The sequence below is a fragment of the Achromobacter colocynthidis genome (assembly GCF_057334535.1).
The window spans coordinates 88,778-110,180 of record NZ_JBHFIZ010000028.1 but is presented as its reverse complement, the minus strand read 5'-3'; the positions used below and the strand labels follow the sequence as shown (position 1 = coordinate 110,180).

Here is a 21,403-nt window from a genome sequence, read left to right as displayed (position 1 = left end):
CCATGCGTACCCCTTCTGCCGCCCGCAAGCTGAAACTTAGCCCTGGCTATCTGGCGCTTGCCGCTGCAACCTGCATGCCTCTTGCTGTAACCCCGTCATTCGCAGCCGACCTGCTGGTGGGCAATGGTGGTAATGGTGGCGTGTCGTCGTCTGGTGGCGGCAGCGGCGGAGGCGGGGGTATCGGCGGGGGTGGGGGCGGCGGCAAGGCGGGATTCAGTGGTGGGGCCGGCGGTGGCCTGGCGCGTGGGGGCGACGGGATCTTAGGAATTAACTCGCCCGGCGGAAGCAGCGGCGGCGCCGGTGGCTCATCCGGTACCGCGGGAGGACAGGCTGGCGTCGGGGGCGGCGGCGGCGCTGGTGGCCCAACCGGTTCCGCGGGCGGCGGCGGTAGCGGTGGTGGCGCGCTGGGCGCCGGCGGTGGCATAGGCAATGGGGGAGCAGGCGGAGACGGTGGCAGCATTGTCGACCTGCTGGGAACGCCTTTCGCGGGTACGGCAGGCCAGGGCGCTCAAGCGGCTGGCTTGGTATCCACCAACATTTCGGCAAGCTACGACTACGTTGGCATTGGCGGCGGCGGCGGCGGTGGCGGCTTCGGCGGCGCGGCGGGCGGCGACGGCCAGGTGGGTAGCCTCTCAATCAGCAATGCGACTTGGACGGTAAACCGTTCGCTTCTGGTGGGCGGGGCGGGCGGCGGCAGCAGCGCGACGAGCAGCGGCGGCCGCGGCGGAGACGGCGTACTGACGCTGACGGGCGTTGCGCTTACCGTGGCTGACACGTTTCTGATCGGCGGATCTGGTGGAGGTGCAAGCGCATCTCAGGCGGGCGGCCAGGGCGGCAACGGCACCGTGACGGTGGGCGACAATTCCACCCTGTTGTTCGGCAACGGGGCGCGGCTGGTGGTCGGCGGCGGCACGGGCGGCGGAACCGGGGTGCTGAACCTGGGCCAGGGCACTGCCAACTTCGCGGGCGGCGGTGCGTTCACCATCAACGCGAATGGCACGCTTAATGTCGGAAACGATACGCCCGGCACAACGACGGGCGGCACGATCGCCAACCTGACCACCCTGGTCAACAACGGAACGATCAATTTCAACCAGGCCGGGTCCTACGCGCTGAACTCGGGTATCACAGGTTCTGGCTCCGTGGCAGTCAAAAGCAGCGGTACGACGGCGCTTGTCGGCAACAACACGTACACGGGTGGAACGACGGTATCCGGGAGCACGCTGCAAATAGGTCAGGGCGGCACCACGGGCTCAATCAGCGGCAATATCGTCAATAACTCGTCGGTCGTTTTCAACAGAAGCGACACCGTCGACTACGCCGGCAACATCAGCGGCACCGGCTCGTTGAACAACATCGGCACTGGCCTGCTGCGACTGTCGGGTGCCAGCACCGCGACAGGAGAGATCATTGTTTCCAACGGTGGCATGGAGTTGACGGGCGCTTCGGCGCGGTTGGGTAGTGCGACGTCCGTTGTATACATCGGGGCGGGTGCCGCTGCGCAATTGACCGTGAGCAACGGCGCACAATTGACGTCCCATGATGCGGTAGTCGGTTCCTCTTCTTATGCCGGTACCGCAACCGTGACGGGATCCGATTCGACGTGGTCGGCCAACTACCTTCTGATCGGTGGGGCCCTGGGTGCGAACGGCTCGTTGCAAGTCATGAACGGCGCTCAGGTATCCGCAGCGAAGAGCTTCGTCGGCAATGTTGACGTCGGGACCGCCCTGGTCTCTGGCGCAAATTCGCGATGGGACAGCCAATTCGGGTTGATCCTCGGCAGCGGATCAGGCGGGATGGGTTCGGTGGTCGTGGACGGGGGCGCCACATTGAGCGCCCAGCAGGTAGAGATTACCGGTATTGGCGGATCCGCGGAGATCAACGGTTCGGACGCGACCGGCCGAGGGGTTTTGCAGACAGCGTACGTTGAAAGACATGCCGGTACCCCCATAAGCACCGTCGACTTCAATGGTGGCGTGCTGCGGGCGACAGCCTCGGAAGCCAACCTCTTCCGGGGCTTCGCCCCGGGCGACATCACGCTGGGCGCGGGCGGCATGTACCTGGATTCCAACGGCTTCGACGTGGGCACCTCGACGGTGCTGGACGGCTCCGGCCGGCTCAACAAGACCGGCGCGGGCACGCTGACGCTGTCCGGCGCCAACACGTATACGGGCGGCACCACCATCCAGGGCGGCACGCTATCCGTAGCGTCGGACGTCAGCCTGGGCGCGGCCGTCGGGGACCTGGAGATGTCCGGCGGCACGCTGGCCACGACCGCCAGCTTCGACACGAGTCGCAATGTTTCCTTGGCGCAAGACAGCACATTCAATGTGGCAAACGGCACGCAACTGGGCTTGACCGGCACGGTCTCGGGCGCTGGCGCCTTGGTCAAGCGCGGCGCGGGCACGGTGACGCTATCGGGCACCAACACCTACGCCAGCACGCAAGTGCTGGACGGCACCCTGATCGGCAACAGCGCGTCGATCCGGGGCGACTTGCTCAACAACGGATCGGTCATCTTTGACCAGGGCGTGGACGGCAGCACCGCTGGTTCAATGTCGGGCACCGGCTCCATCACCAAGCGCGGGGCGGGCGTCCTGACGTTGGCCGGCACGAACACGCTGAACTGGAACATCGAACAAGGCACGCTTGCCAGCGAGGCGTCGCGCTATAGCGGCAACACCACGATCGGCGCGGCCGGCACGCTGCGCTTTGCGCAAGCGGCCAATGGCAGCTATGCCGGCAAGCTTTCCGGCAGCGGCGTGTTTGAAAAGACCGGCGCGGGCACGCTGACCCTGAGTGCGGACAGCAGCGCCTACACCGGCACCACGCGCGTGCAGGCCGGCATGCTGACCGTGGCCGACCAACTGGGTGGCAATGCGGACGTGGTGGGCGGCCGCCTGCACGTGACCGGCGCGCTAAGCGGCAATGCCGCCATCGGCAATACCGCCATTCTGTCGGGCACCGGCACCATCGGCCAGAACGTCACGCTGACGGGCGGCACCCTGCAAGGCGCGCAAGGCGGCACGCTGAAGATCGGCGGCGATCTCACGCTGAACAACGCCAGCCAGGTCAACGTGGCGCTGGGCAATGCCCCGTCCAGCGCGCTGTTCGATGTGCAGGGCAACCTGGCGTTGGCCGGCACGCTGAACGTCACCAACGATGGCGGGTTTGGCCCCGGCGTCTATCGCCTGTTTGACTATGGCGGCACGCTGACCTCGAACACGCTGGCCATCGGCGCCGCGCCCACGGGCGTTACGGCTGATGACCTGCGCATCCAGACGGCTGTCAGCGGCCAGGTCAACCTGATGTCCACCGCCGGCGCCACGCTGAGCTTCTGGGACGGCAGCAACGCCGCCCAGCGTGATAACGGCGTCATCGACGGCGGCGCGGGCGCGTGGCGCACCGATGGCATGAACTGGACCGACGAGGACGGCACCCTGAACGGCCGCTTCCAGCCCAACCCCACCTTTGCCGTGTTCCAGGGCCAGGCAGGCACCGTGTCGGTGGACGACACGGCGGGCGCGGTGAGCGTGACGGGCATGCAGATCACGTCTAACGGTTACCGCATTGAAGGCGATTCGATTGCGCTGGCTGGCGGCGCGGAAACCGTTGTGCGCGTGGGGTCGGGGGATGCGTCCGGCGTGGCCATCACGGGCACCATCGCGTCGAACCTGACCGGGGCAAGCAAGCTTGTGAAGGCCGACTACGGCACGCTGGTGCTGACGGGCGCCAACACCTACACGGGCGGCACGGAAGTCCGCACGGGCACCTTGGTGGGCAACGAGGCGTCGATTCGGGGCAATCTGCTGAACAACGGCGCTGTCGTGTTCAACCAAGCCACCGACGCGACCTACGCGGGCGATGTCTCCGGCACGGGCACGATGGCCAAGCAAGGCGTGGGTACGCTGACGCTGACCGGCCTTAACGCACAAGACTGGCGCGTTGATGCGGGCACGCTGGCGGTCAGCGCCGGCCGCTACACCAGCAACACCACGATCGCCTCGGGCGCCCTGGCGCGCTTCGACCAAACCAGCAGCGCGTCGTTTGGCGGCATGCTGGCGGGCGCGGGACAAGTTACGAAGACCGGCGCGGGCACACTGCAACTGCTGGCTGATAGCAGCAACTTCACCGGCCAGACGCAGGTTCAGGCCGGCACCTTGCAAGTGTCGAGCGCACTGGGCGGATCCGTCTCGGTCACGGGCGGTCGCCTGGCTAACAACGGCGTCTTGGGTGGCAACGTGACGGTCAGCGGCGCGGGCATTCTGTCCGGCGCGGGCCGCGTCAACGGCAACGCCACGCTGGCGGGCGGCGTGCTGGAAGGCGTGCAAGGGCAGACGCTGACCGTTGGTGGCGACTTGTCGCTGTCCAACACCAGCCAGGTCAACGTGGCATTGGGCCTGGCGCCTAACAGCGCACTGTTTGATGTCGGCGGCAACCTGACCCTGGCCGGCACGCTGAACGTGACGGATCAAGGCGGCTTTGGTGCAGGGGTTTATCGCCTGTTTGACTATGGCGGCAGCTTGGTCAACAACGGCTTGACCGTGGGCGCGACGCCCTCTGGCGTCGACGCCAGCGCATTGACGCTGCAAACGGCCGTGGGCGGACAAGTGAACCTGGCGTCGACCTCCGGCGCCTTGCTGGGTTACTGGGACGGCGGCAACGCCACCCGCCACGACAACGGCGCCATCGACGGTGGCGCGGGCACCTGGCGCGCCGATGGCCGCAACTGGGCCAACGTGAACGGCACGCTGAACGGTGCGTTCCAACCCAACCCCACCTACGCCGTCTTCCAGGCGCAAGCAGGAACGGTCACGGTGGATGCATCGGCAGGCGCGATCGGCATCACCGGCATGCAGATCGCCACCGATGGCTACCGCATTGAAGGCGACGCCATCGCTCTGCAAGGCCTGGGCGGTGAAAGCATCATCCGCGTGGGCTCGGGGTCGTCGGCCGACGCCGGCATGACGGGCACCATCGCCGCCAGCCTGACGGGCGCCAGCAAACTGGCCAAGAGCGACTTCGGCCGCCTGGTGCTGACGGGCGACAACACCTACACGGGCGGCACGGATGTGCGAGTGGGCACGTTGTCGGTGTCCAAGGACGCCAACCTGGGCGCGGCAACGGGCGGCTTGACGTTGAGCGGCGGCGTGCTGGCCACGACGGCCAGCTTCAACACGAACCGCGCCATCACGCTGACGCAGGCGAGCGGCATTGATGTGTCATCCGGCACCACGCTCGGCTTGTCCGGCGCGATCAGTGGCAGCGGAGACTTGACCAAGGCAGGGGCGGGCGTGCTTACCGTGTCGGGAGACGGCAGCGGCTACACCGGCAGCATGCTGGTGCAGGCAGGCGCGTTGAACGTCGCATCGAGCGGCAAGCTGGGCGGTACGCTGACGCTGGCCAGCGGCACGCTGCTTCAAGGCGCCGGCCAAGTCGGCACGACCACGCTGCAAAGCGGCGCCGTTTTGGCGCCGGGCAAGGTCAACGGCACCTTGAACGTGGCGGGGAATTTGACGTTCATGCCGGGGTCGGTCTATCAAGTGGCCGCCGATCCGGCCTCATCCGACAGCGCCCGCGTGGCCGTCAGCGGCGTCGCCAATCTGGCCGGCTCCGTAGTGCACGTCGGGCCGGAAGGCGGCTTTGAAACCACGCGCCAGTACACCATCCTGAGCGCCAACGCCATCAATGGCCAGTTCGACAACGTGTCGTCGAACTATGCCTTCCTGGCTCCGGCCCTGCGCTACGGCGCGCAGGACGTCACCTTGCAACTCGGGCGCAAGGTGGTGCCGGCGGAGCCAAGCACCCCCTCCCGTCCAATCGCTTTCGCTGACGCCGCGCGCACCGGCAACCAACGCGCCGTCGCCAATGCACTGGACAGCCTGCCGTCCGGCAATGCGCTGCATGAATACATCCTGACCTTGCCCGAAGGCGCGCCGCCGGCAGCCTTCAACAGCCTGTCCGGCGAAGCCCACGCCAGCGTCGCGTCCAGCCTGATGGGTTCCAGCAGCATCACGCGCACGTTGCCGCTGTCGCACCTGCGCGCGAACCTGAACGCGGGCATGCGTCCGGGCGCGCCCACCGCACAGGCGGGCGGCATGATGTCCGCGTCCGCCTTGCCGTCCTCGAACGCGCAGCCCGCCTGGGCTGAGCTTGTCGGCAACTGGCAAACGCAGAACGCCACGGACAACACCGCGCAAGTGCGGCAACACACGGGCGGCGTCTTCGTCGGCGCCGACCATGCGGTGGGCAACGGTTGGCGCGTGGGCGGGGCCGTCGGCTACACCGACAGCAAGATCCGCGTGGACGACCGCTCGTCCAACGCCGATGTGTCCGGCTACAGCGCGGCCATTTATGGCGGCAAATCGTTTGACGCGGGCGCGGGCAAGCTGAACCTGCTGGTCGGCACGTCGTACACCTGGCACGACGTCAGCACCGAGCGCTACGCAACGGTGTCTGGCGCATCGCAGAAGCTCACCGCCGACTACGGCGCCAGCACCACCCAGCTCTTCACCGAACTGGGCTACGCCATGCCCTTGTCCGACCGCACCACGCTAGAACCCTTCGTGGGCCTGGCCTGGAGCGACCTGCGCAGCCGCAGCTTCTCGGAATCCGGCGGCTCGGCGGCCTTGAACGGCCAAAGCAGCAGCGACAAGCAAACGAGCAGCACGCTGGGCATGCGCGCGCAAACGGACTTCACGCTGAATGGCGCCGAAGGCCGCTTGCAAGCCACGCTGGGCTGGCGCCATGCCTTTGGCGATGTGTTGCCGCAATCCACGATGGCGTTTGATGGCGGCCAGGCGTTCACGGTGTCGGGTGCGCCGATTGCCCGTAACGCTGCCGTGGCCGAGCTGGGCGCGGAAGTGGCGGTGTCTAAGAATGCGTCCGTGGGCTTGAACTACAGCGGGCAATACGGCGGTGGAAATCGCGAACACGCGGGGTCGTTGAACGTGCGCTGGCGGTATTGAGGAAATAAGGTGTCAGACTGCAATATCACCTTGTAAATAAGGAATTGCAGTCTGACACCTTACAAACAAAACACCTTAAAACAAGTACTCCAGCACCTCATCGCCCGCGTCGTTGAACGTGCCGGTCGAGCGCCATCCCAGGTGCCGATAAAACCCATAAGACCGCACCGCCGGTTCCGTGGCGCAGCCAAGGAACACACGCGCAAATCCGCGCGTGCGTAGCGCCTCAAGCACCATGCCCAAGAGCGTCTTGCCCACCCCCAGGCCTTCATAGTCGGGCAGCAAGGCCAGCACGACGATCTCGCCGGTATCCCGGTGCGCGAAGCAATAGCCCGCCAGCACATCGCCGTCCATCGCGACCACGCCGGGGTATAGGCCGGCGTCGATCCCCGCCGCCCAGGTTTCGCGCGTGATGCCGGCGGCGGCGAGTTCCGCTTCGGTGACCGCGTTTTCGCGGGTCTGGGTCCGCAGCGTGATGCACGCGGCGGCGTCGTCGGCAATGGCGGATCGGTAGGTGATGGGCATGGCACGTACCCTATCAGATGTCGTCCTGTAATCCACGGGCGGCCTACTGCTGTGCGTGCGCCAGAACCAACGAATTGCCGAACTGGACTGCGCCCTTGGCGGACACGTCAGAGAGCGCCACAACAAATGACTGGCCTGGCTTGGCCGTCAAAACGCCATAGACGACAGGTTGTTTGTCAACGAACACGGCGATCGCCGCAAACGGGAGCGACTGGCCTGTGTCGTTCTTCACCTTGATTTCGAAGTTGAGATCGAGCTTGCCCACGGGCGACTTCTTTTGGGTGCTTTCGATCTTTGCCCTGATCGACTCCGGCACGCTGACGGACAGCAGTTGGCGTTCATTCGACACCAAGTTGATGTGCGATTGCGAAGCCAGCTTGCCGTCACTGCCCTTCGTCAGAACGATCGGCATGGAGAACCTGGCGTAGGAATCGAAGCCTTTGCGGAAGCACTCCTCGTACTTCGCGTCTGAGAAAATACCCGGCACGGCTTGCTGCACGTCCACCAGGATTTTCGACGGCTGGCGGGAATCTTCATGACTTTGGCAAGCCGGCACTTCGACCAGGAGATTGCCGGCGATCTGCTTGGAAGTTGCATCAAGCAAATCCGAAACCTTGACCTCGGTCTCGACCGTTGTCTTGCAGCCCGCGAGCAATGCCGCGGTAAGCATCAACATTGCCAGCTTCGTTGTCTTCTTCATTCCGCTTTCCTGGGTGGTGTGTGGGCGTTGGCCCGGTTTCGAATGCGGCTGTCGCCGTCCCTAATTATTAATTTCAGACGGATTGTGTCAGAAATTAGCCGGATGCGTCACCCCGTCCACCCCGTCAGTGTTTTCCCGATAGAACAACCCCACCAGCCATTTGTTCCATTGACGGTACATTAGGACACCCCTAGAGTTTCCGGCATGGGAACCACACTGCCTCTGCCGAAATACCACCAGATCTATCTTGTGCTGCGCGAGCAGTTGCAAGAAGGCCGTTTTGACCAGGACGGCTTGCCCGGCGAGCACGCCCTGGCCGATCAGTTCGACGTGGCTCGCATCACTATCCGCAAGGCCATGGAAATGCTGGTGGCTGATGGGCTGGTGTCGCGGCGTCCGGGGCTGGGGACCTGGCCATTGCGCGGGGCGTCCCGCACGCAGGCTCCGCCCGCGGCCAACGCGTCGCAGAAGGCGCACCTGACCGGGCTGCTTGAGAACATCGTCAACATGGGCCTGCGCACCTCTGTGCAGGTGCTGGACAGCGCGCTGGTGTCCGCGCCGCCCACGGTGGCCGAGTCGCTAGGCATTCCGGTGGGCACGCCGGTCCACAAGAGCCTGCGCGTGCGCAGCACCGAGGCCGGGCCGCTGTCGCACATCACCACCTACGTGCCGCAGGCCGTGGCCGATTTCACGCGCGAAGACCTGGAACGCGAACCCTTGCTGATGCTGCTGGAAGCGGCCGGCGTGGAGTTTGGCGGCGCCACGCAAACCATTTCGGCGCGCCTGGCCGATGCGCAAGTGGCGCGTCATCTGGATGTGTCGGTGGGGTCGGCGCTGCTGGCCGTGACCCGCGTCGTGCGCGACGTGAACGACCGCCCCGTGCAGCTCTTGCAGGGCCTGTACCGGCCCGACCGCTACCAATACCAATTGCAGTTGTCGCGCGTCGGCAGCATCGACGCCAAAGTCTGGGTCAGCGAAGAGCTGTCGGCCCAATTTCATTGAACCCTTCGGAGATCTCCCATGAATTCGCGCCGCACTTTTCTCTATCGATCCGCCGCCGCCACGGCGCTGCTATCCGCGCCCTGGGTGGCGCGCGCGCAAGGCGCCACGCCCGTGAAGGTGGGCGTGCTGCACCCGGTGACGGGCGCCTTGGCGTATTCGGGCCAGCAATGCCGGCTGGGCGCGCTGCTGGCCATTGAAGACATCAACAAGGCGGGCGGCATCAAATCTTTGGGCGGCGCGCCGTTGTCGGCCGTGTTGGGCGACGCGCAGTCGCGCCCCGAGGCGGGTTCGGCCGAAGTGGAAAAGATGAACGAGGCGGGCGTGTCGGCCATTGTCGGCGCGTATGCGTCGGCCATCTGCCTGGCCACCACACAGACCGCGGCCAAGTACAACCTGCCGCACGTGGTTGACGTGGGCGTGGCCGACCAGATTGTGGAGCGCGGCCTGAAGAACACCTTCCGCTTCGGCCCGGGCTACCGCGCCTGTAGCGAACGCGCCATTGCCGACCTGGTGGCCTTGAACGATGCCGCCGGCAAGCCGGCCAAGACCGTGATGATCGTGCACGAAGACTCCTTGTTCGGCACCGGCACGGCGGCGTTGCTGTCGAAGTCGCTGCCGCAGCACGGCTTCGAGGTGAAGGAAGTGGTGAAGCACCCGAACCCCACGCGCGACTTCAACAACATCGTGCTGCGCATGCGGTCCGTGAACCCGGACATCGTCATCCCGGCCAACTACTACAACGAATACGCGCTGCTGCTGCGCGCCATGAAGCAGCAGAAGGTGCAGCCCAAGGCAATTTTTTCGGTGTTGGGAGGCGCGGCGTCCAGCTACAAGTTCCTGAAGGAATTTCCGGACATCGCCAACGGCATCATCGACTGCAATCACTGGTTCAACCCCAAGGATGCGCGCGTGGCGCCGTTGAAGGCCCGCGTGGAAGAGAAGGGCGCGTATTTCAGCTACGAGGTCTTCATGACCTACGTGGCCGTGCAGTTGCTGGCCGACGCCATCGAACGCGCCAAGTCGGCCGACCGTGCCGCCATCACCGACGCGCTGGCGTCCAGCACCTTCCACGACAACCTCATGCCGTATGGCCCGACCAAGTTCGTCAACGGTCAGAACACGGGCGCGCAGCCGCTCTTGACGCAAGTCATCGGCGGCGACATCAAGGTGATCATCCCGGCCGAATACCGCCAGGCTGACGCCATTTTTCCGTTGAAGGCCTGAGCGCGCAGCATGCTGGATCCCGCCATCCTCTTTTCATCGGTGCTCAACGGCCTGACGACCGGCGCGGTGTACGCGCTGATCGCCCTGGGGCTGACCCTGATCTACGGGGTGCTGCACATCATCAACTTTGCCCACGGCGCCGCGCTGATGGTGGCGCTGTACGCCGTCTACCTGCTGAAAGACCGGCTGGGCATCGACCCCTACGCGGCGCTGCCCCTGGTGGTGGCGGGCATGTTCGTGCTGGGCTATGCGTTGCAGCGCTTCGTGATCAACCGCGCCAGCCATGGCAAGGACGAGAACATTCTGCTGGTGACGCTGGGCCTGGCCATCGTGCTGGAAAACCTGGCGCTGGTGTGGTTCAAGTCGGACACGCGCAGCATCGACACGGCCTACACGCTAAGCACGGTTGAGATCGGCCCCGCCATGATCGCGCTGCCCAAGGTCATCGCCTTTTTTGGCGCGCTGGCCGTGGCGGCGGTGCTGTTCTGGATTATCCGCAGCACCGACCTGGGCCGCGCCATACGCGCGGTGGCGCGCGAAAAGCAGGGCGCCAAGCTGATGGGCATTGATGTTGAAAAGGTCTATGCGCTGTCGTTCGGCATCGGGATGGCCTGCCTGGGCGCGGCGGCCTGCTTCCTCTTGCCCGCCTACTACGTCAACCCGCAGGTGGGCAGCGGCTTTGTGCTGGTGGCCTTCACCATCGTGGTGCTGGGCGGCATGGGCAGCTTCGTGGGGGCGCTGGTGGGCGGCTTGCTGATTGGCGTGGTGGAGTCCATCGGGGGCCTGTTCCTGGGCGACTCGCTGGGCCAGATGGGCATTTTTGCGATCTTCATCGCGGTGCTGCTGTTTCGCCCGCAGGGGCTGTTCGGGGCGAGGGGCTGAGCATGAACCGGGATCTTATTTCCATTGCGTTGTTCGGGTTGGCGCTGGCCGTCTTGGCGACGTTCGCGCAGTCAGGCGTGTTGCTGACGTTTGTGATGATGTCGTTGTACGCGGCGCTGCTGTCGCAGGCCTGGAACATTCTGGGTGGCTACGGCGGCCAGTTGTCGTTCGGCCACGCGCTGTTCTTTGGCGTTGGGGCCTATGCGCAGGCGCTGGGCCAGCTTAGCCTGGGCATCAACCCCTGGCTGGCGCTGCCGATGGCGATAGCGCTGGGTGCGCTGACGGGGCTGGCGGTGGGCGGGCTGACGTTCCGCTACGGGCTCAAGGGGTCTTACTTTGCGTTGGTGACGCTGGCCTTTGCCGAGGTGTTCCGCATCCTGGCCTTGTCGGCGCCCTTCACGGGGGGCGGGGTTGGGCTGATGGTGCCGCTGCAAGAGGGCGCGGCCAACATGCAGTTCGTGTCGCGCCGGGGCTATATCTATCTGCTGCTGGCGTTCGTGGTGCTGGCGCTGGCCGTCACGGCCTGGCTGCGCCATTCGCGCTTTGGCGCCTACCTGCAAGCGGTGCGCGACAACGAGGATGCCGCGCGCGCCATCGGCGTGAATCCGCTGCGCGTGAAGCTGGGCGGCATTGCGTTGTCGGCGGCGTTCATGAGCGCGGCGGGCGCCTTCTACGTGCAGGTGTTCCAGTACATCGACCCGGGCATCGCCTTTGGGTCGGCCGTGTCGGTGGAAGCCCTGGTGGGCGCCATCGTGGGCGGCATGGGTACGTTGTGGGGGCCGGTGCTGGGCGCGGTGGCGCTGCATGGCCTGGCCGACCTGACGCGCAACCTGTTTGGGGAACTGCCCGGCATCAGCATGGTGATCTACGGCGTGGTGCTGATCCTGATCGTGATGTTCCTGCCGCGCGGCATCAGCGGCAGCGGCCAGTCGCTGCGTGGACTGTTCGGCAAGGAGCGCGCCCGTGTCTGAGATCCTGCTGCAAGCCCGCAACCTGTCTATTTCCTTTGGTGGCCTGAAGGCGGTTCAGGACGTGAACCTGGCCGTGCCGCAAGGCTCGCTGACTGCGCTGGTCGGCCCCAACGGCGCCGGCAAGACTACGCTGTTCGCGCTGCTGTCCGGCTTTCTGAAACCCGGCGCCGGCTCGGTGCATTTTGCCGGGCAGGACATCACGGGGCGCGCCCCACACGAGTCGGCGCAACTGGGCCTGACCCGCACCTTCCAGATCGTGCAGCCCTTTGGCGCGCAGACGGTGCGCCAGAACATCGCGGTGGGCGCGCACTTGCGCCTGCGCGACCGGCGCGCCGCCCTGGCCGAGGCCGAAGCGGTGGCCGCGCGCGTCAACTTGCACGGCGTGCTGGACAAGCCCGCCGCCGACCTGACGGTAGCGGGGCGCAAGCGGCTGGAACTGGCGCGCGCGCTGGCCACGCGCCCGCGCCTGTTGCTGCTGGACGAGGTGTTGGCAGGCCTGAATCCGAGTGAGATCGACGAGATGATTCCGGTGGTGAAAAAGCTGGTGGACGATGGCGTCACCGTGCTGATGATCGAACACGTCATGCGCGCGGTGATGAGCCTTGCCGAACACGTATGGGTGCTGGCGCAGGGGCGCTTGATTGCGTCGGGCACGCCCGGCGAAGTGACGCGCGACCCGACGGTGGTGGAAGCCTATCTGGGGCACGGCGCGGCGGCACGGCTGGCCGCGCAAGGGGCGCCGGCATGAGCGCGCTGCTGGAAGTCTCGGGCTTGAAGGCGGGCTACGGGCGCATGGAAGTGCTGCGCGGCGTGGACCTGACGGTGGGCGAAGGCGAGATCGTCGTCCTGCTGGGCAGCAACGGCGCCGGCAAGTCCACCTTGAACAACACCGTCTGCGGGCTTTGCAAACCCTGGGGCGGATCGGTGCGTTTTGAAGGGCAGGATCTGACCGGGCGGCACTACCGCGACGTGGTCAAGGCCGGCCTGATCCAGGTGCCCGAAGGCCGCCGCATCTTCCCGAACCTTAGCGTGCGCGAAAACCTGGAGCTGGGCTCGTTCACCCGGGCGCGTGAGCACCGCGCGGCCAACCTGGACCGCGTGCTGGATATCTTCCCGCGCCTGCGCGAGCGGCTGGCGCAACTGGCCGGCACCATGTCGGGCGGCGAACAGCAGATGCTGGCGATCGGGCGCGGCCTGATGGCCGCGCCTCGCCTGCTGATCCTGGACGAACCTTCACTGGGGCTGTCGCCCTTGATGGTGGAAGAACTGTTCGGCCTGATCCAGCGCCTGCACGCCGATGGGCTGGCGATTCTGCTGGTTGAGCAGAACGTGGGCCAGTCGCTGGAAACGGGTCAGCGCGCCTACGTGATGGAAAACGGCGCGATCCGCTATAGCGGGCCGTGCGCGCAACTGATGGCCAGCGACGACGTGCGCCGCGCTTATCTGGGGATGTAGCGATGCCTGTTGATCAAACCCCGCGGCCGCAAAGTCCGCCCCATAGCCCACCCCCCAGTCCGCCACAAACCCTGGCCCAGAAGCTGATCGCCGCCGCCTGTGGGCGTGCCTCGGTCGAGCAGGGCGAAATTGTGACCTGTGCCGTGGACCTGGCGATGTTCCATGATTCCAGCGGCCCCCGGCGCTTGCAGCCAATGCTGGAAGAATTGGGCGCATCGCTCTGGGATCCGAAAAAGATCGTGCTGGTCATCGACCACTACGTGCCGGAATCCGATGCTGAATCGCGCCGCATCGTGCGCATCGCGCGCGACTGGGCGGCGGGGCAGCAACTGCCCAACGTGTACGACTCGGTCGGCATCTGCCACGTGGTCGTGCCGCAGCATGGCCATATTCGCCCCGGCATGTTCTGCGTGGGTGGAGATTCGCATTCGCCCACGGGCGGCGCGTTCGGCGCGTACATGTTCGGCATCGGCAGCACCGAAATGCTGGGCGTGGCCGTCACCGGCAAGATCTGGGTCAAGGTGCCGCAGACGCTGATGATGCGCTGGAACGGCCAGCGGGCCGCCGGCGTGACCGCCAAGGACATGATGCTGCACATGATCGGCCGCTACGGCATGAACGGCGGACGCTACCAGGCCGTGGAATTCTGCGGCGAGGCCGTGCGCGCGCTGCCCATGCAGGAACGCATGACCTTGTCGAACATGAGCGCCGAGCTGGGCTCGCAGGTGGGCCTGATTGCGCCTGACGAAACCACCGCCGCCTACCTGCGCGCGGCGGGCGTGACCGAAGCGCTGGACCTGGCCCGCTGGCAAAGCGATGCGGACGCCGAGGCCGAATGGCACGACTTCGACGCCGCCTCGTTGGCGCCGCAAGTGGCCGCGCCCCACAGCCCGGCGAATGCGCGCGACGTGGACCAGTACCGTGATGTGCCGGTGCAAGTGGCCTACATCGGCGCCTGCACGGGCGCCAAGCTGGAGGACCTGCGCGCGGCGGCCAGCGTATTGCGCGGGCGTCGGTTGGCACAGGGCATGCGCCTGATGGTGGCGCCGGCCAGCCGCCTGGACCAGCAGCAGGCAGAACAGGAAGGGGTGATGCAGGTGCTGCAAGACGCCGGCGCCCAGGTGCTGGCCACGTCTTGCGGGGCCTGTGCCGGTTATGGCGGATCCATCCCCGACGGCGCCAGCGTCATCTCCACCACCGCGCGCAACTTCAAGGGCCGCATGGGATCCGAGACGGCGCAGGTCTATCTGGCCTCGCCCTACACCGTGGCGGCCTCCGCCGTCGCCGGCCGCATCGCAGACCCGCGCGAGGTGATGGCATGACGCGCCGGATCGCAACACCCCCCAACGCAACCGAAGCCACCGCCACGCACGGCACATCAACCCATCGCGTCTGGCGCGTGGGGGCCGACATCGACACCGACGCGCTGGCGCCGGGCGCCTACATGAAGTTCGGCATCGACGAGATCGCGCGCCATTGCCTGCAACGGGTCCGCCCGGAATTCGCGGGGCAGGTGCAGCCGGGCGACGTCCTGGTGGCCGGGCCGAATTTCGGCATCGGCTCGTCGCGCGAGCAGGCGGCGTCGGCCCTGGTGCGTCTGGGCGTGGCCGCCGTGATCGCGCCATCCTTCAACGGCCTGTACTTTCGCAACGCCTTCAATGTCGGCCTGCTGCTCCTGACCTGCGCGCAGGCGGACGTGCTGGCGGAAGGCGAGCGCATCACCCTGGACCCCGAGTCTGGTCGCATCGGCCGCGCGGCCGGTACCGACCCGTCTGAACTGCATTGCGAAACCGTACCCGCCTTCCTGATGGACATGGTGCGGGCCGGCGGACTGCTGAATCTGCTGAAACAGCGCCAAACCTCTTAGGAAGAACACGATGCTTGATCCCGTCACCCTGGCGGTCCTGAAGGGCCGTCTGGAACAGATTGCCGATGAGATGGACGCGACGCTGTACCGCAGCGCGTTCAACCCCATCATTGCCGAGGCCCACGACGCCTGCCACGGCATGTACGACGCGGCCACCGGCGCCACCCTGATCCAGGGCAAGTCCGGCCTGCCCGTGTTCGTGGGCGCGATGGCCTTTGCCGTGAAGGCGGCGGCCAAGGTGGCCGCCGAGCGCGGCGGCATGGTGGATGGCGACGTCTGGCTCTTCAACGCCCCCTACGAAGGCGGCACGCACGCGAATGATTTCAAGCTGGTGCGCCCGGTGTTCCGGGGCGCCAAGCTGTTCTGCTTTCTGGCATCGGCCGCGCATTGGCACGACGTGGGCGGTGCGGTGCCGGGCAACTACAACCCGGCCGCCACCGAATGCTGGCAGGAAGCGGTGCAGATTCCGCCCGTGCGCATCCTGCGCGCAGGCGTGCTGGACCAGGACGTGCTGGCCATCCTGAAAGCCAACACCCGCTTGCCCGACAGCCTGTGGGGCGACTTGAACGGTCAACTGGCCGCGCTGGAACTGGGGGCGCGCCGGCTGGACGGGCTGCTGGACGAATACGGCGATGAGACGGTGCTGGAATCGCTGGACACCTTGCGCGAGCGCGCGCGCCGCTTGATGCGCGACCACATCGCGCGGCTGCCCGACGGCGAGTACGCGTTTGAAGACATGCTGGACAACGACGGCGTGCGCGACGTGGCGCTGCGCATCGCGCTGAAGCTGACGATCGCCGGCGACCGCTTGACGCTGGATTTCAACGGCACCTCGCCCGCCTGCGCGGGGCCGGTGAATATTTCCCGCGCCACCGCCATTGCGGCCTGCTACGTGGCCTTGAAGCACCTGTTTCCCGATGTGCCGGCCAACGCGGGCGTGCTGGACGCGGTGGACGTGGTGCTGCCGGACGGCCTGGTGATTTCGGCCGACCGCCCGCGCCCCGTGGGCGGCTACACCGAAACCATCCTGCGCATGATCGACGTGATTTTCTGCGCGATGGCGAAGGCGGCGCCCCAGCGCGCCATGGCGCAGGCCTACGGCACGATCAACGCCTTGTCCATCGCGGGCTATCGCAGCGACGCCGCGCGCAAGGGCCAGCGCTGGGTGATGTTCAGCTTCTTTGGCGGCGGCCACGGCGGGCATTCCGACGGTGACGGGCTTAGCCACGGCAATGCGCCGATCTCCACCGCCACCATTCCGCCGCTGGAAATCCTGGAAGCCGCCTATCCCGTGCGCTTCACGCAGTGGGCGCTGCGCCCGGATTCGGCGGGCGCCGGCACGCATCGCGGCGGCCTGGGTGCCATCTACGAAATTGAATTGCTGGAAGACAGCGCCGAAGCCTTCATCTTCGGCGAACGCGGCCGCAGCGCGCCCAAGGGCATCGCGGGCGGCGGCGAGGCGGCCTTGAACGTGTTCCGCTATCAGCAGGACGGGCAGTGGCGCACCCCGCCCATGAGCTCCAAGATGCTGGGCATTCAATTGCAGCGCGGCGACCGCGTGCGCCTGGAGACGCCGGGCGGAGGCGGCTATGGCGACCCGGCCGGCCGTGCGCCGGAAGCGCGTGAGCACGACCGCAAGATGGGCTATGTGGGCGATATCGCCAACAACAAGAAGGAGCAGTTGGCATGAGCGCGGCAGAAAAGAAGACGGCACAGGGCCTCGTGGTCGGCGTGGACGTGGGCGGCACGTTCACGGACCTGTTCGTGCTGGACGAGGCAGCCGGCACGGCGCGCGTGGTCAAGGTGCCGTCAACGCGCGGCGAAGAGGCGCGTGGCTTCATGAACGGCATCGCGCGCGTGGCTGACGGCGCCAGCGCCATTGCCACCATCGTCCACGGCACCACCGTGGGCACCAACGCGCTGCTGGAACGCAAGGTGGCCCGCACCGGCATCATCACGACGGCGGGCTTTCGGGATGTGCTGGAAATGCGCCGGCGCGATCGTCCCCAGACCTGGGGCCTGCGCGGCAACTACGAACCCGTTGTGCCGCGCGACCTGCGTCTGGAAGTGGCCGAACGCGTGCTGGCCGACGGCACGGTGCATACGCCCGTGGATCTGGATCAGGTGGAAGCGGCGGCGCGCGCGCTGTTGGCGCAGGGCTGCGAGGCCGTGTGCGTGTTCTTCGTCAACGCCTACGCGAACCCGGTGAACGAAGCCCAGGCCGCGGCCCGCGTGCGCGCCATCTGGCCCAATGGCAACGTCACGGCGGCCACCGAAGTGCTGCCCGAAATCCGTGAATTCGAACGCTGCTCAACAGCAGTGTTGAACGCAGCCTTGCAGCCCGTGGTGGGCAGCTACCTGACGCGCCTGGAATCTGACTTGCAGCAGAACGGCTTTGACGGCGAGCTGCTGGTGGTGCAGAGCAACGGCGGGGTGATGTCGCGCCAGACCGCGTGCGACGTGCCGGTGCGCACCGCGCTGTCCGGCCCGGCGGCGGGCGTGATCGCCTGCGCCGCGATTGCGCGCGCCTCTGGCTTTCCCAACGTGGTGACGGGCGACATGGGCGGCACCTCGTTCGATGTGTCGCTGGTGGCGGGCGGTGAAGCATCGCTGTCGGCGCAGACCTCCATTGATTTCGGCATGGTGGTGCGCGCGCCGATGATCCAGATTGAAACCATCGGCGCGGGTGGCGGCTCGATTGCCAGCGTGGATGCGGGCGGCCTGTTGCAGGTGGGCCCCGAATCCGCCGGCAGCATTCCCGGCCCGGCCTGCTATGGCCGTGGCAACACCCGGCCCACCGTCACCGACGCCAATGTGCTGCTGGGCCGCATTTCCGCCGAGCGCCCGCTGGGCGGCGGGCTGTTGGCCACCATGAATGTGGACCTGGCGCGCGCGGCCATCGACGAACACGTGGCGCAGCCGCTGGGGCTAAGCGTGCATGCGGCGGCCGAAGCCATCCTGACCGTGGCCAACGCCAAGATGGCGGGTGCGATCCGGGTGGTGTCGATTGAACGCGGGCACGACCCGCGCAAGTTCGCCTACATGCCGTTCGGCGGCGGCGGGGCGCTGCACGTGTGCGCCATGATGAACGAAGTGGACGCGGCCCACGGCATCGTGCCGCGCTACCCGGGCGTGACGTCCGCACTGGGCTGCGTCATGGCCGACATGCGGCACGACGGCGTGCAGACGCTGAACACCGCGCTGGATGCGCTGGATGCCGCCGACCTGCTGGCGCGCATCGACAGCCTGGCGCTGGCCTGCCAGGAACGCCTGGATTCCGCGGGCGTGGCCTTCGAAGGCATCCGCGAAAGCATCGAGCTGGACATGTTGTACGTGGGCCAGAGCCATACCGTGCGCGTGGAACTCACGCGCGCCGAGCTGGACCGCGCGGGCATTGCCGCCGCCTTTGACCGCGCTTACCGCGCGTCCTTCGGCCGCAGTCTGGATGGCATTGCCGTGCGCATCCTGAACCTGCGTTATGCGCGCATCGGCCAGCGTCCCAAATTTGATCTGGCGCTGCTGGCGCCTACCTGCCAGGACATGCCCACCGCGCTGGGCACGCAAGCGGTGTTCCACGCGGGCCAGTGGCACGACGCCGTGCGCTACGCGCGCCTGGACCTGCCCGTGGGGGCGGAAGTGGCCGGCCCCGCCATTCTTGAGCAGCCCGACACCACCATCTGGATCGAACCCGGCTTTGCCGGCCGCGTCGACGCGCTGGGCAATCTGCTGATCACGCGCCAGAGCGCCTAGGAGACCGCCATGCATGCCTTGGACCCTTGCACCACCGCCTTGCTCATCATTGATCTGCAAAATGATTTCCTGGCGCCGGGCGGCGCCTATGACCGGGGTGGCGCGGTCAGCCGCGAGGCGCGCGCCTTGCCCGCCCGCGTGGCGCCGCTTGCCCGCGCGCTGAAGGGGCAAGGCGGCTTGGTCGCCGCCAGCCTGTTTACCTTGTGGCCCGATGCGCATGGCGAACCCATGATTTCGCCGCACCTGAAGCAACTGCGTCCGTTCCTGGCGAAAGGCGATTTCGCGGCCGGCTCGCAGGGTCAGGCGAATGTGGTCGAGCTGGATGGGCTGGTGGATGTGTCGGTCTGGAAGGTGGCGTATTCGGCCTTCTTCAATACGCAACTGGATTGGGTGCTGCGCCGCGCGGGCGTATCCAGCGTGGTCATTGCCGGCATCGTCACCAACGGCGGCGTGGCCAGCACGGCGCGTGACGCCCACATGCGCGACTATCACGTGACGGTGCTGGCCGACGGCTGCGCCGCGCCCACGCCCGCCATGCACGATGCCGCGCTGGCGGACCTGCGCACGGTGGCGGACGTGATCACGTGCGCGGAATTCGCGGGCAGGCTGGCGTCGTGAGCGCGCCGGTCGTGAAGCGGGGCAACCCCGGTGGCAACTCTGGCGCCACCCCCGGCGGCAATTCGGACGCCGACATGATGCAAGTGCCGGTGCTGATCATCGGCGCGGGCGCTTGCGGGCTGACCGCCGCGCTGCGGCTGGCGCATGCCGGCATTGAAACCGTATTGATCGAGCGCGACGCCGCGCCCAGCGGCTCATCGGCGCTGTCGTCGGGGTTTATTCCGGCAGCAGGGTCCGCCGTGCAGCGCGCGGCCGGCATCGAAGACGACGCGGCGCGTTTCGCCGCCGACATCCAGGCCAAGGCCCACGGCACGGCCGCGCCGCATCTGGTCGCGGCCTACACGGACGCGGCGGCCCCAGCCATGGACATGTTGGCGCGTCATGGCCTGGCCTTCGATGTGCTGGACGGCTTTCTCTACCCGGGCCACAGCGCGCGCCGCATGCACGCCTTGCCGGAACGCACGGGCGTGGCCTTGGTGACCGCGCTGGAACGCGCCGCCACGGACGCGGGCGCGCATCTGTTGACGCGCGCGTTGGCTCGGGAAATCTGGGTGGAAGATGCGGACGGGATCGGCGGCGATGGAAGCAACAGCGATGGAAGCAACCGCGGTGGGAACAACTGCGGCCGCATCACCGCCGTGGGCTGCGAACGACCCGACGGATCCATCGACGTGATCGGCTGCCAGGTGCTGATCCTGGCCTGCAACGGATTCGGCGGCAACGCCGCCATGGTGGCCGAACATCTACCCGCCATGCGCGGGGCCGTCTACGGCGGCCACGTGGGCAACGACGGCAGCGCCATCGAATGGGGCAAGGCCTTGGGCGCGCGCCTGGCCGACCTGGGCGCTTACCAGGGACACGGGTCCTGGGCGACGCCGCAAGGTGCGCTGATCTCCTGGGCCGTCATGATGGACGGCGGCGTGCAGATCAATCGCGACGGGCAGCGCTTTCATGACGAGACGCAAGGCTATTCCGAAGCCGCTGTCCACGTCCTGGCGCAGCCGGGCGGGGTGGCCTGGAACGTGTTCGACGACCGCACGCTGGCATTGGCGCGCGGCTTCCCGGATTTTGTCGCGGCGGAAGCGGGCCATGCAGTGAAAACCTGTGCTGATCTGCCCGCGTTGGCCGCGCTGATCGGCTGCGACGCCGACGTGTTGCAACAGACCTTGCAAGGCGTCAGCCCGGATGCGGCTGACCCCCACGGCCGCCGCTTTGAACGCACCCTGCAAGCGCCGTACCACGCCGTCAAGGTCACCGGCGCGCTGTTCCATACGCAAGGTGGCCTGGACATCGATGCGCAATGCCGCGTGTTGAATCGCGATGGGCAGGCATTGCCGAATCTGTTGGCCGCCGGCGGCGCCGCGCGCGGCGTGTCGGGCAACGATGTGTCCGGCTATCTGTCCGGCAATGGATTGCTTAGCGCGGTGGCGGGCGGCTATAT

At 66.9% G+C, this 21,403-nt stretch carries 15 protein-coding genes; 13 read left to right on the top strand and 2 right to left on the bottom strand.

Annotation, left to right across the window (positions count from 1 at the left end; translation table 11 throughout):
* Positions 1–2 precede the first annotated feature (2 nt).
* Positions 3–6,968: an autotransporter domain-containing protein gene (locus ACE04A_RS12370; RefSeq protein WP_485820163.1), complete on the top strand. Its 6,966-nt coding sequence runs from the start codon at positions 3–5 to the stop codon at positions 6,966–6,968.
* Between the two features lie 75 nt (positions 6,969–7,043).
* Here the strand turns inward: ACE04A_RS12370 and ACE04A_RS12365 are convergent, their stop codons facing one another.
* Together ACE04A_RS12365 and ACE04A_RS12360 are read right to left on the bottom strand one after the other, a co-directional pair.
* The gene (locus ACE04A_RS12365; RefSeq protein ID WP_448715631.1) at positions 7,044–7,493 is read right to left on the bottom strand and encodes a GNAT family N-acetyltransferase; all 450 of its coding nucleotides are present in this window, start codon (positions 7,491–7,493) and stop codon (positions 7,044–7,046) included.
* Positions 7,494–7,536: 43 nt separating this feature from the next.
* Positions 7,537–8,193 (bottom strand): DUF7424 family protein, encoded by a 657-nt coding sequence (locus ACE04A_RS12360; RefSeq protein WP_448715632.1) that lies wholly within the window; start codon positions 8,191–8,193, stop codon positions 7,537–7,539.
* A gap of 204 nt (positions 8,194–8,397) precedes the next feature.
* Here ACE04A_RS12360 and ACE04A_RS12355 point away from each other — a divergent pair, with 204 nt between their 5' ends.
* The 12 genes from ACE04A_RS12355 to ACE04A_RS12300 all read left to right on the top strand — a co-directional run.
* Positions 8,398–9,195, top strand: coding sequence for a GntR family transcriptional regulator (locus tag ACE04A_RS12355; protein ID WP_259248644.1), 798 nt, complete (start codon positions 8,398–8,400; stop codon positions 9,193–9,195).
* Between the two features lie 18 nt (positions 9,196–9,213).
* On the top strand, positions 9,214–10,419 hold the full coding sequence (locus ACE04A_RS12350; protein WP_259248642.1) for an ABC transporter substrate-binding protein: 1,206 nt from the start codon (positions 9,214–9,216) through the stop codon (positions 10,417–10,419).
* Between the two features lie 9 nt (positions 10,420–10,428).
* Positions 10,429–11,301: a branched-chain amino acid ABC transporter permease gene (locus ACE04A_RS12345; RefSeq protein ID WP_259248639.1), complete on the top strand. Its 873-nt coding sequence runs from the start codon at positions 10,429–10,431 to the stop codon at positions 11,299–11,301.
* A gap of 2 nt (positions 11,302–11,303) precedes the next feature.
* On the top strand, positions 11,304–12,272 hold the full coding sequence (locus ACE04A_RS12340) for a branched-chain amino acid ABC transporter permease (protein ID WP_448715633.1): 969 nt from the start codon (positions 11,304–11,306) through the stop codon (positions 12,270–12,272).
* The gene (locus ACE04A_RS12335; protein ID WP_438857765.1) at positions 12,265–13,020 is read left to right on the top strand and encodes an ABC transporter ATP-binding protein; all 756 of its coding nucleotides are present in this window, start codon (positions 12,265–12,267) and stop codon (positions 13,018–13,020) included. The genes ACE04A_RS12340 and ACE04A_RS12335 overlap by 8 nt, the downstream gene beginning before the upstream one ends.
* Positions 13,017–13,727, top strand: coding sequence for an ABC transporter ATP-binding protein (locus ACE04A_RS12330; RefSeq protein WP_485820162.1), 711 nt, complete (start codon positions 13,017–13,019; stop codon positions 13,725–13,727). Before ACE04A_RS12335 ends, ACE04A_RS12330 begins: the two co-directional genes overlap by 4 nt.
* Positions 13,728–13,729: 2 nt before the next feature.
* On the top strand, positions 13,730–15,049 hold the full coding sequence (locus tag ACE04A_RS12325) for a 3-isopropylmalate dehydratase large subunit (RefSeq protein ID WP_485820161.1): 1,320 nt from the start codon (positions 13,730–13,732) through the stop codon (positions 15,047–15,049).
* The gene (locus tag ACE04A_RS12320; protein ID WP_448715635.1) at positions 15,046–15,594 is read left to right on the top strand and encodes a LeuD/DmdB family oxidoreductase small subunit; all 549 of its coding nucleotides are present in this window, start codon (positions 15,046–15,048) and stop codon (positions 15,592–15,594) included. Before ACE04A_RS12325 ends, ACE04A_RS12320 begins: the two co-directional genes overlap by 4 nt.
* 10 nt (positions 15,595–15,604) lie before the next feature.
* Positions 15,605–17,284 (top strand): hydantoinase B/oxoprolinase family protein, encoded by a 1,680-nt coding sequence (locus tag ACE04A_RS12315; protein WP_485820160.1) that lies wholly within the window; start codon positions 15,605–15,607, stop codon positions 17,282–17,284.
* Entirely contained in the window at positions 17,281–19,344 is a 2,064-nt protein-coding gene (locus ACE04A_RS12310) for a hydantoinase/oxoprolinase family protein (RefSeq protein WP_448715636.1), read from the top strand. Before ACE04A_RS12315 ends, ACE04A_RS12310 begins: the two co-directional genes overlap by 4 nt.
* A 9-nt stretch (positions 19,345–19,353) precedes the next feature.
* The gene (locus tag ACE04A_RS12305; RefSeq protein WP_448715637.1) at positions 19,354–19,962 is read left to right on the top strand and encodes a cysteine hydrolase family protein; all 609 of its coding nucleotides are present in this window, start codon (positions 19,354–19,356) and stop codon (positions 19,960–19,962) included.
* Positions 19,959–21,403: FAD-dependent oxidoreductase (locus ACE04A_RS12300; RefSeq protein WP_485820159.1), on the top strand; the 1,445-nt coding region annotated here is incomplete at its 3' end. The genes ACE04A_RS12305 and ACE04A_RS12300, both read left to right, overlap by 4 nt.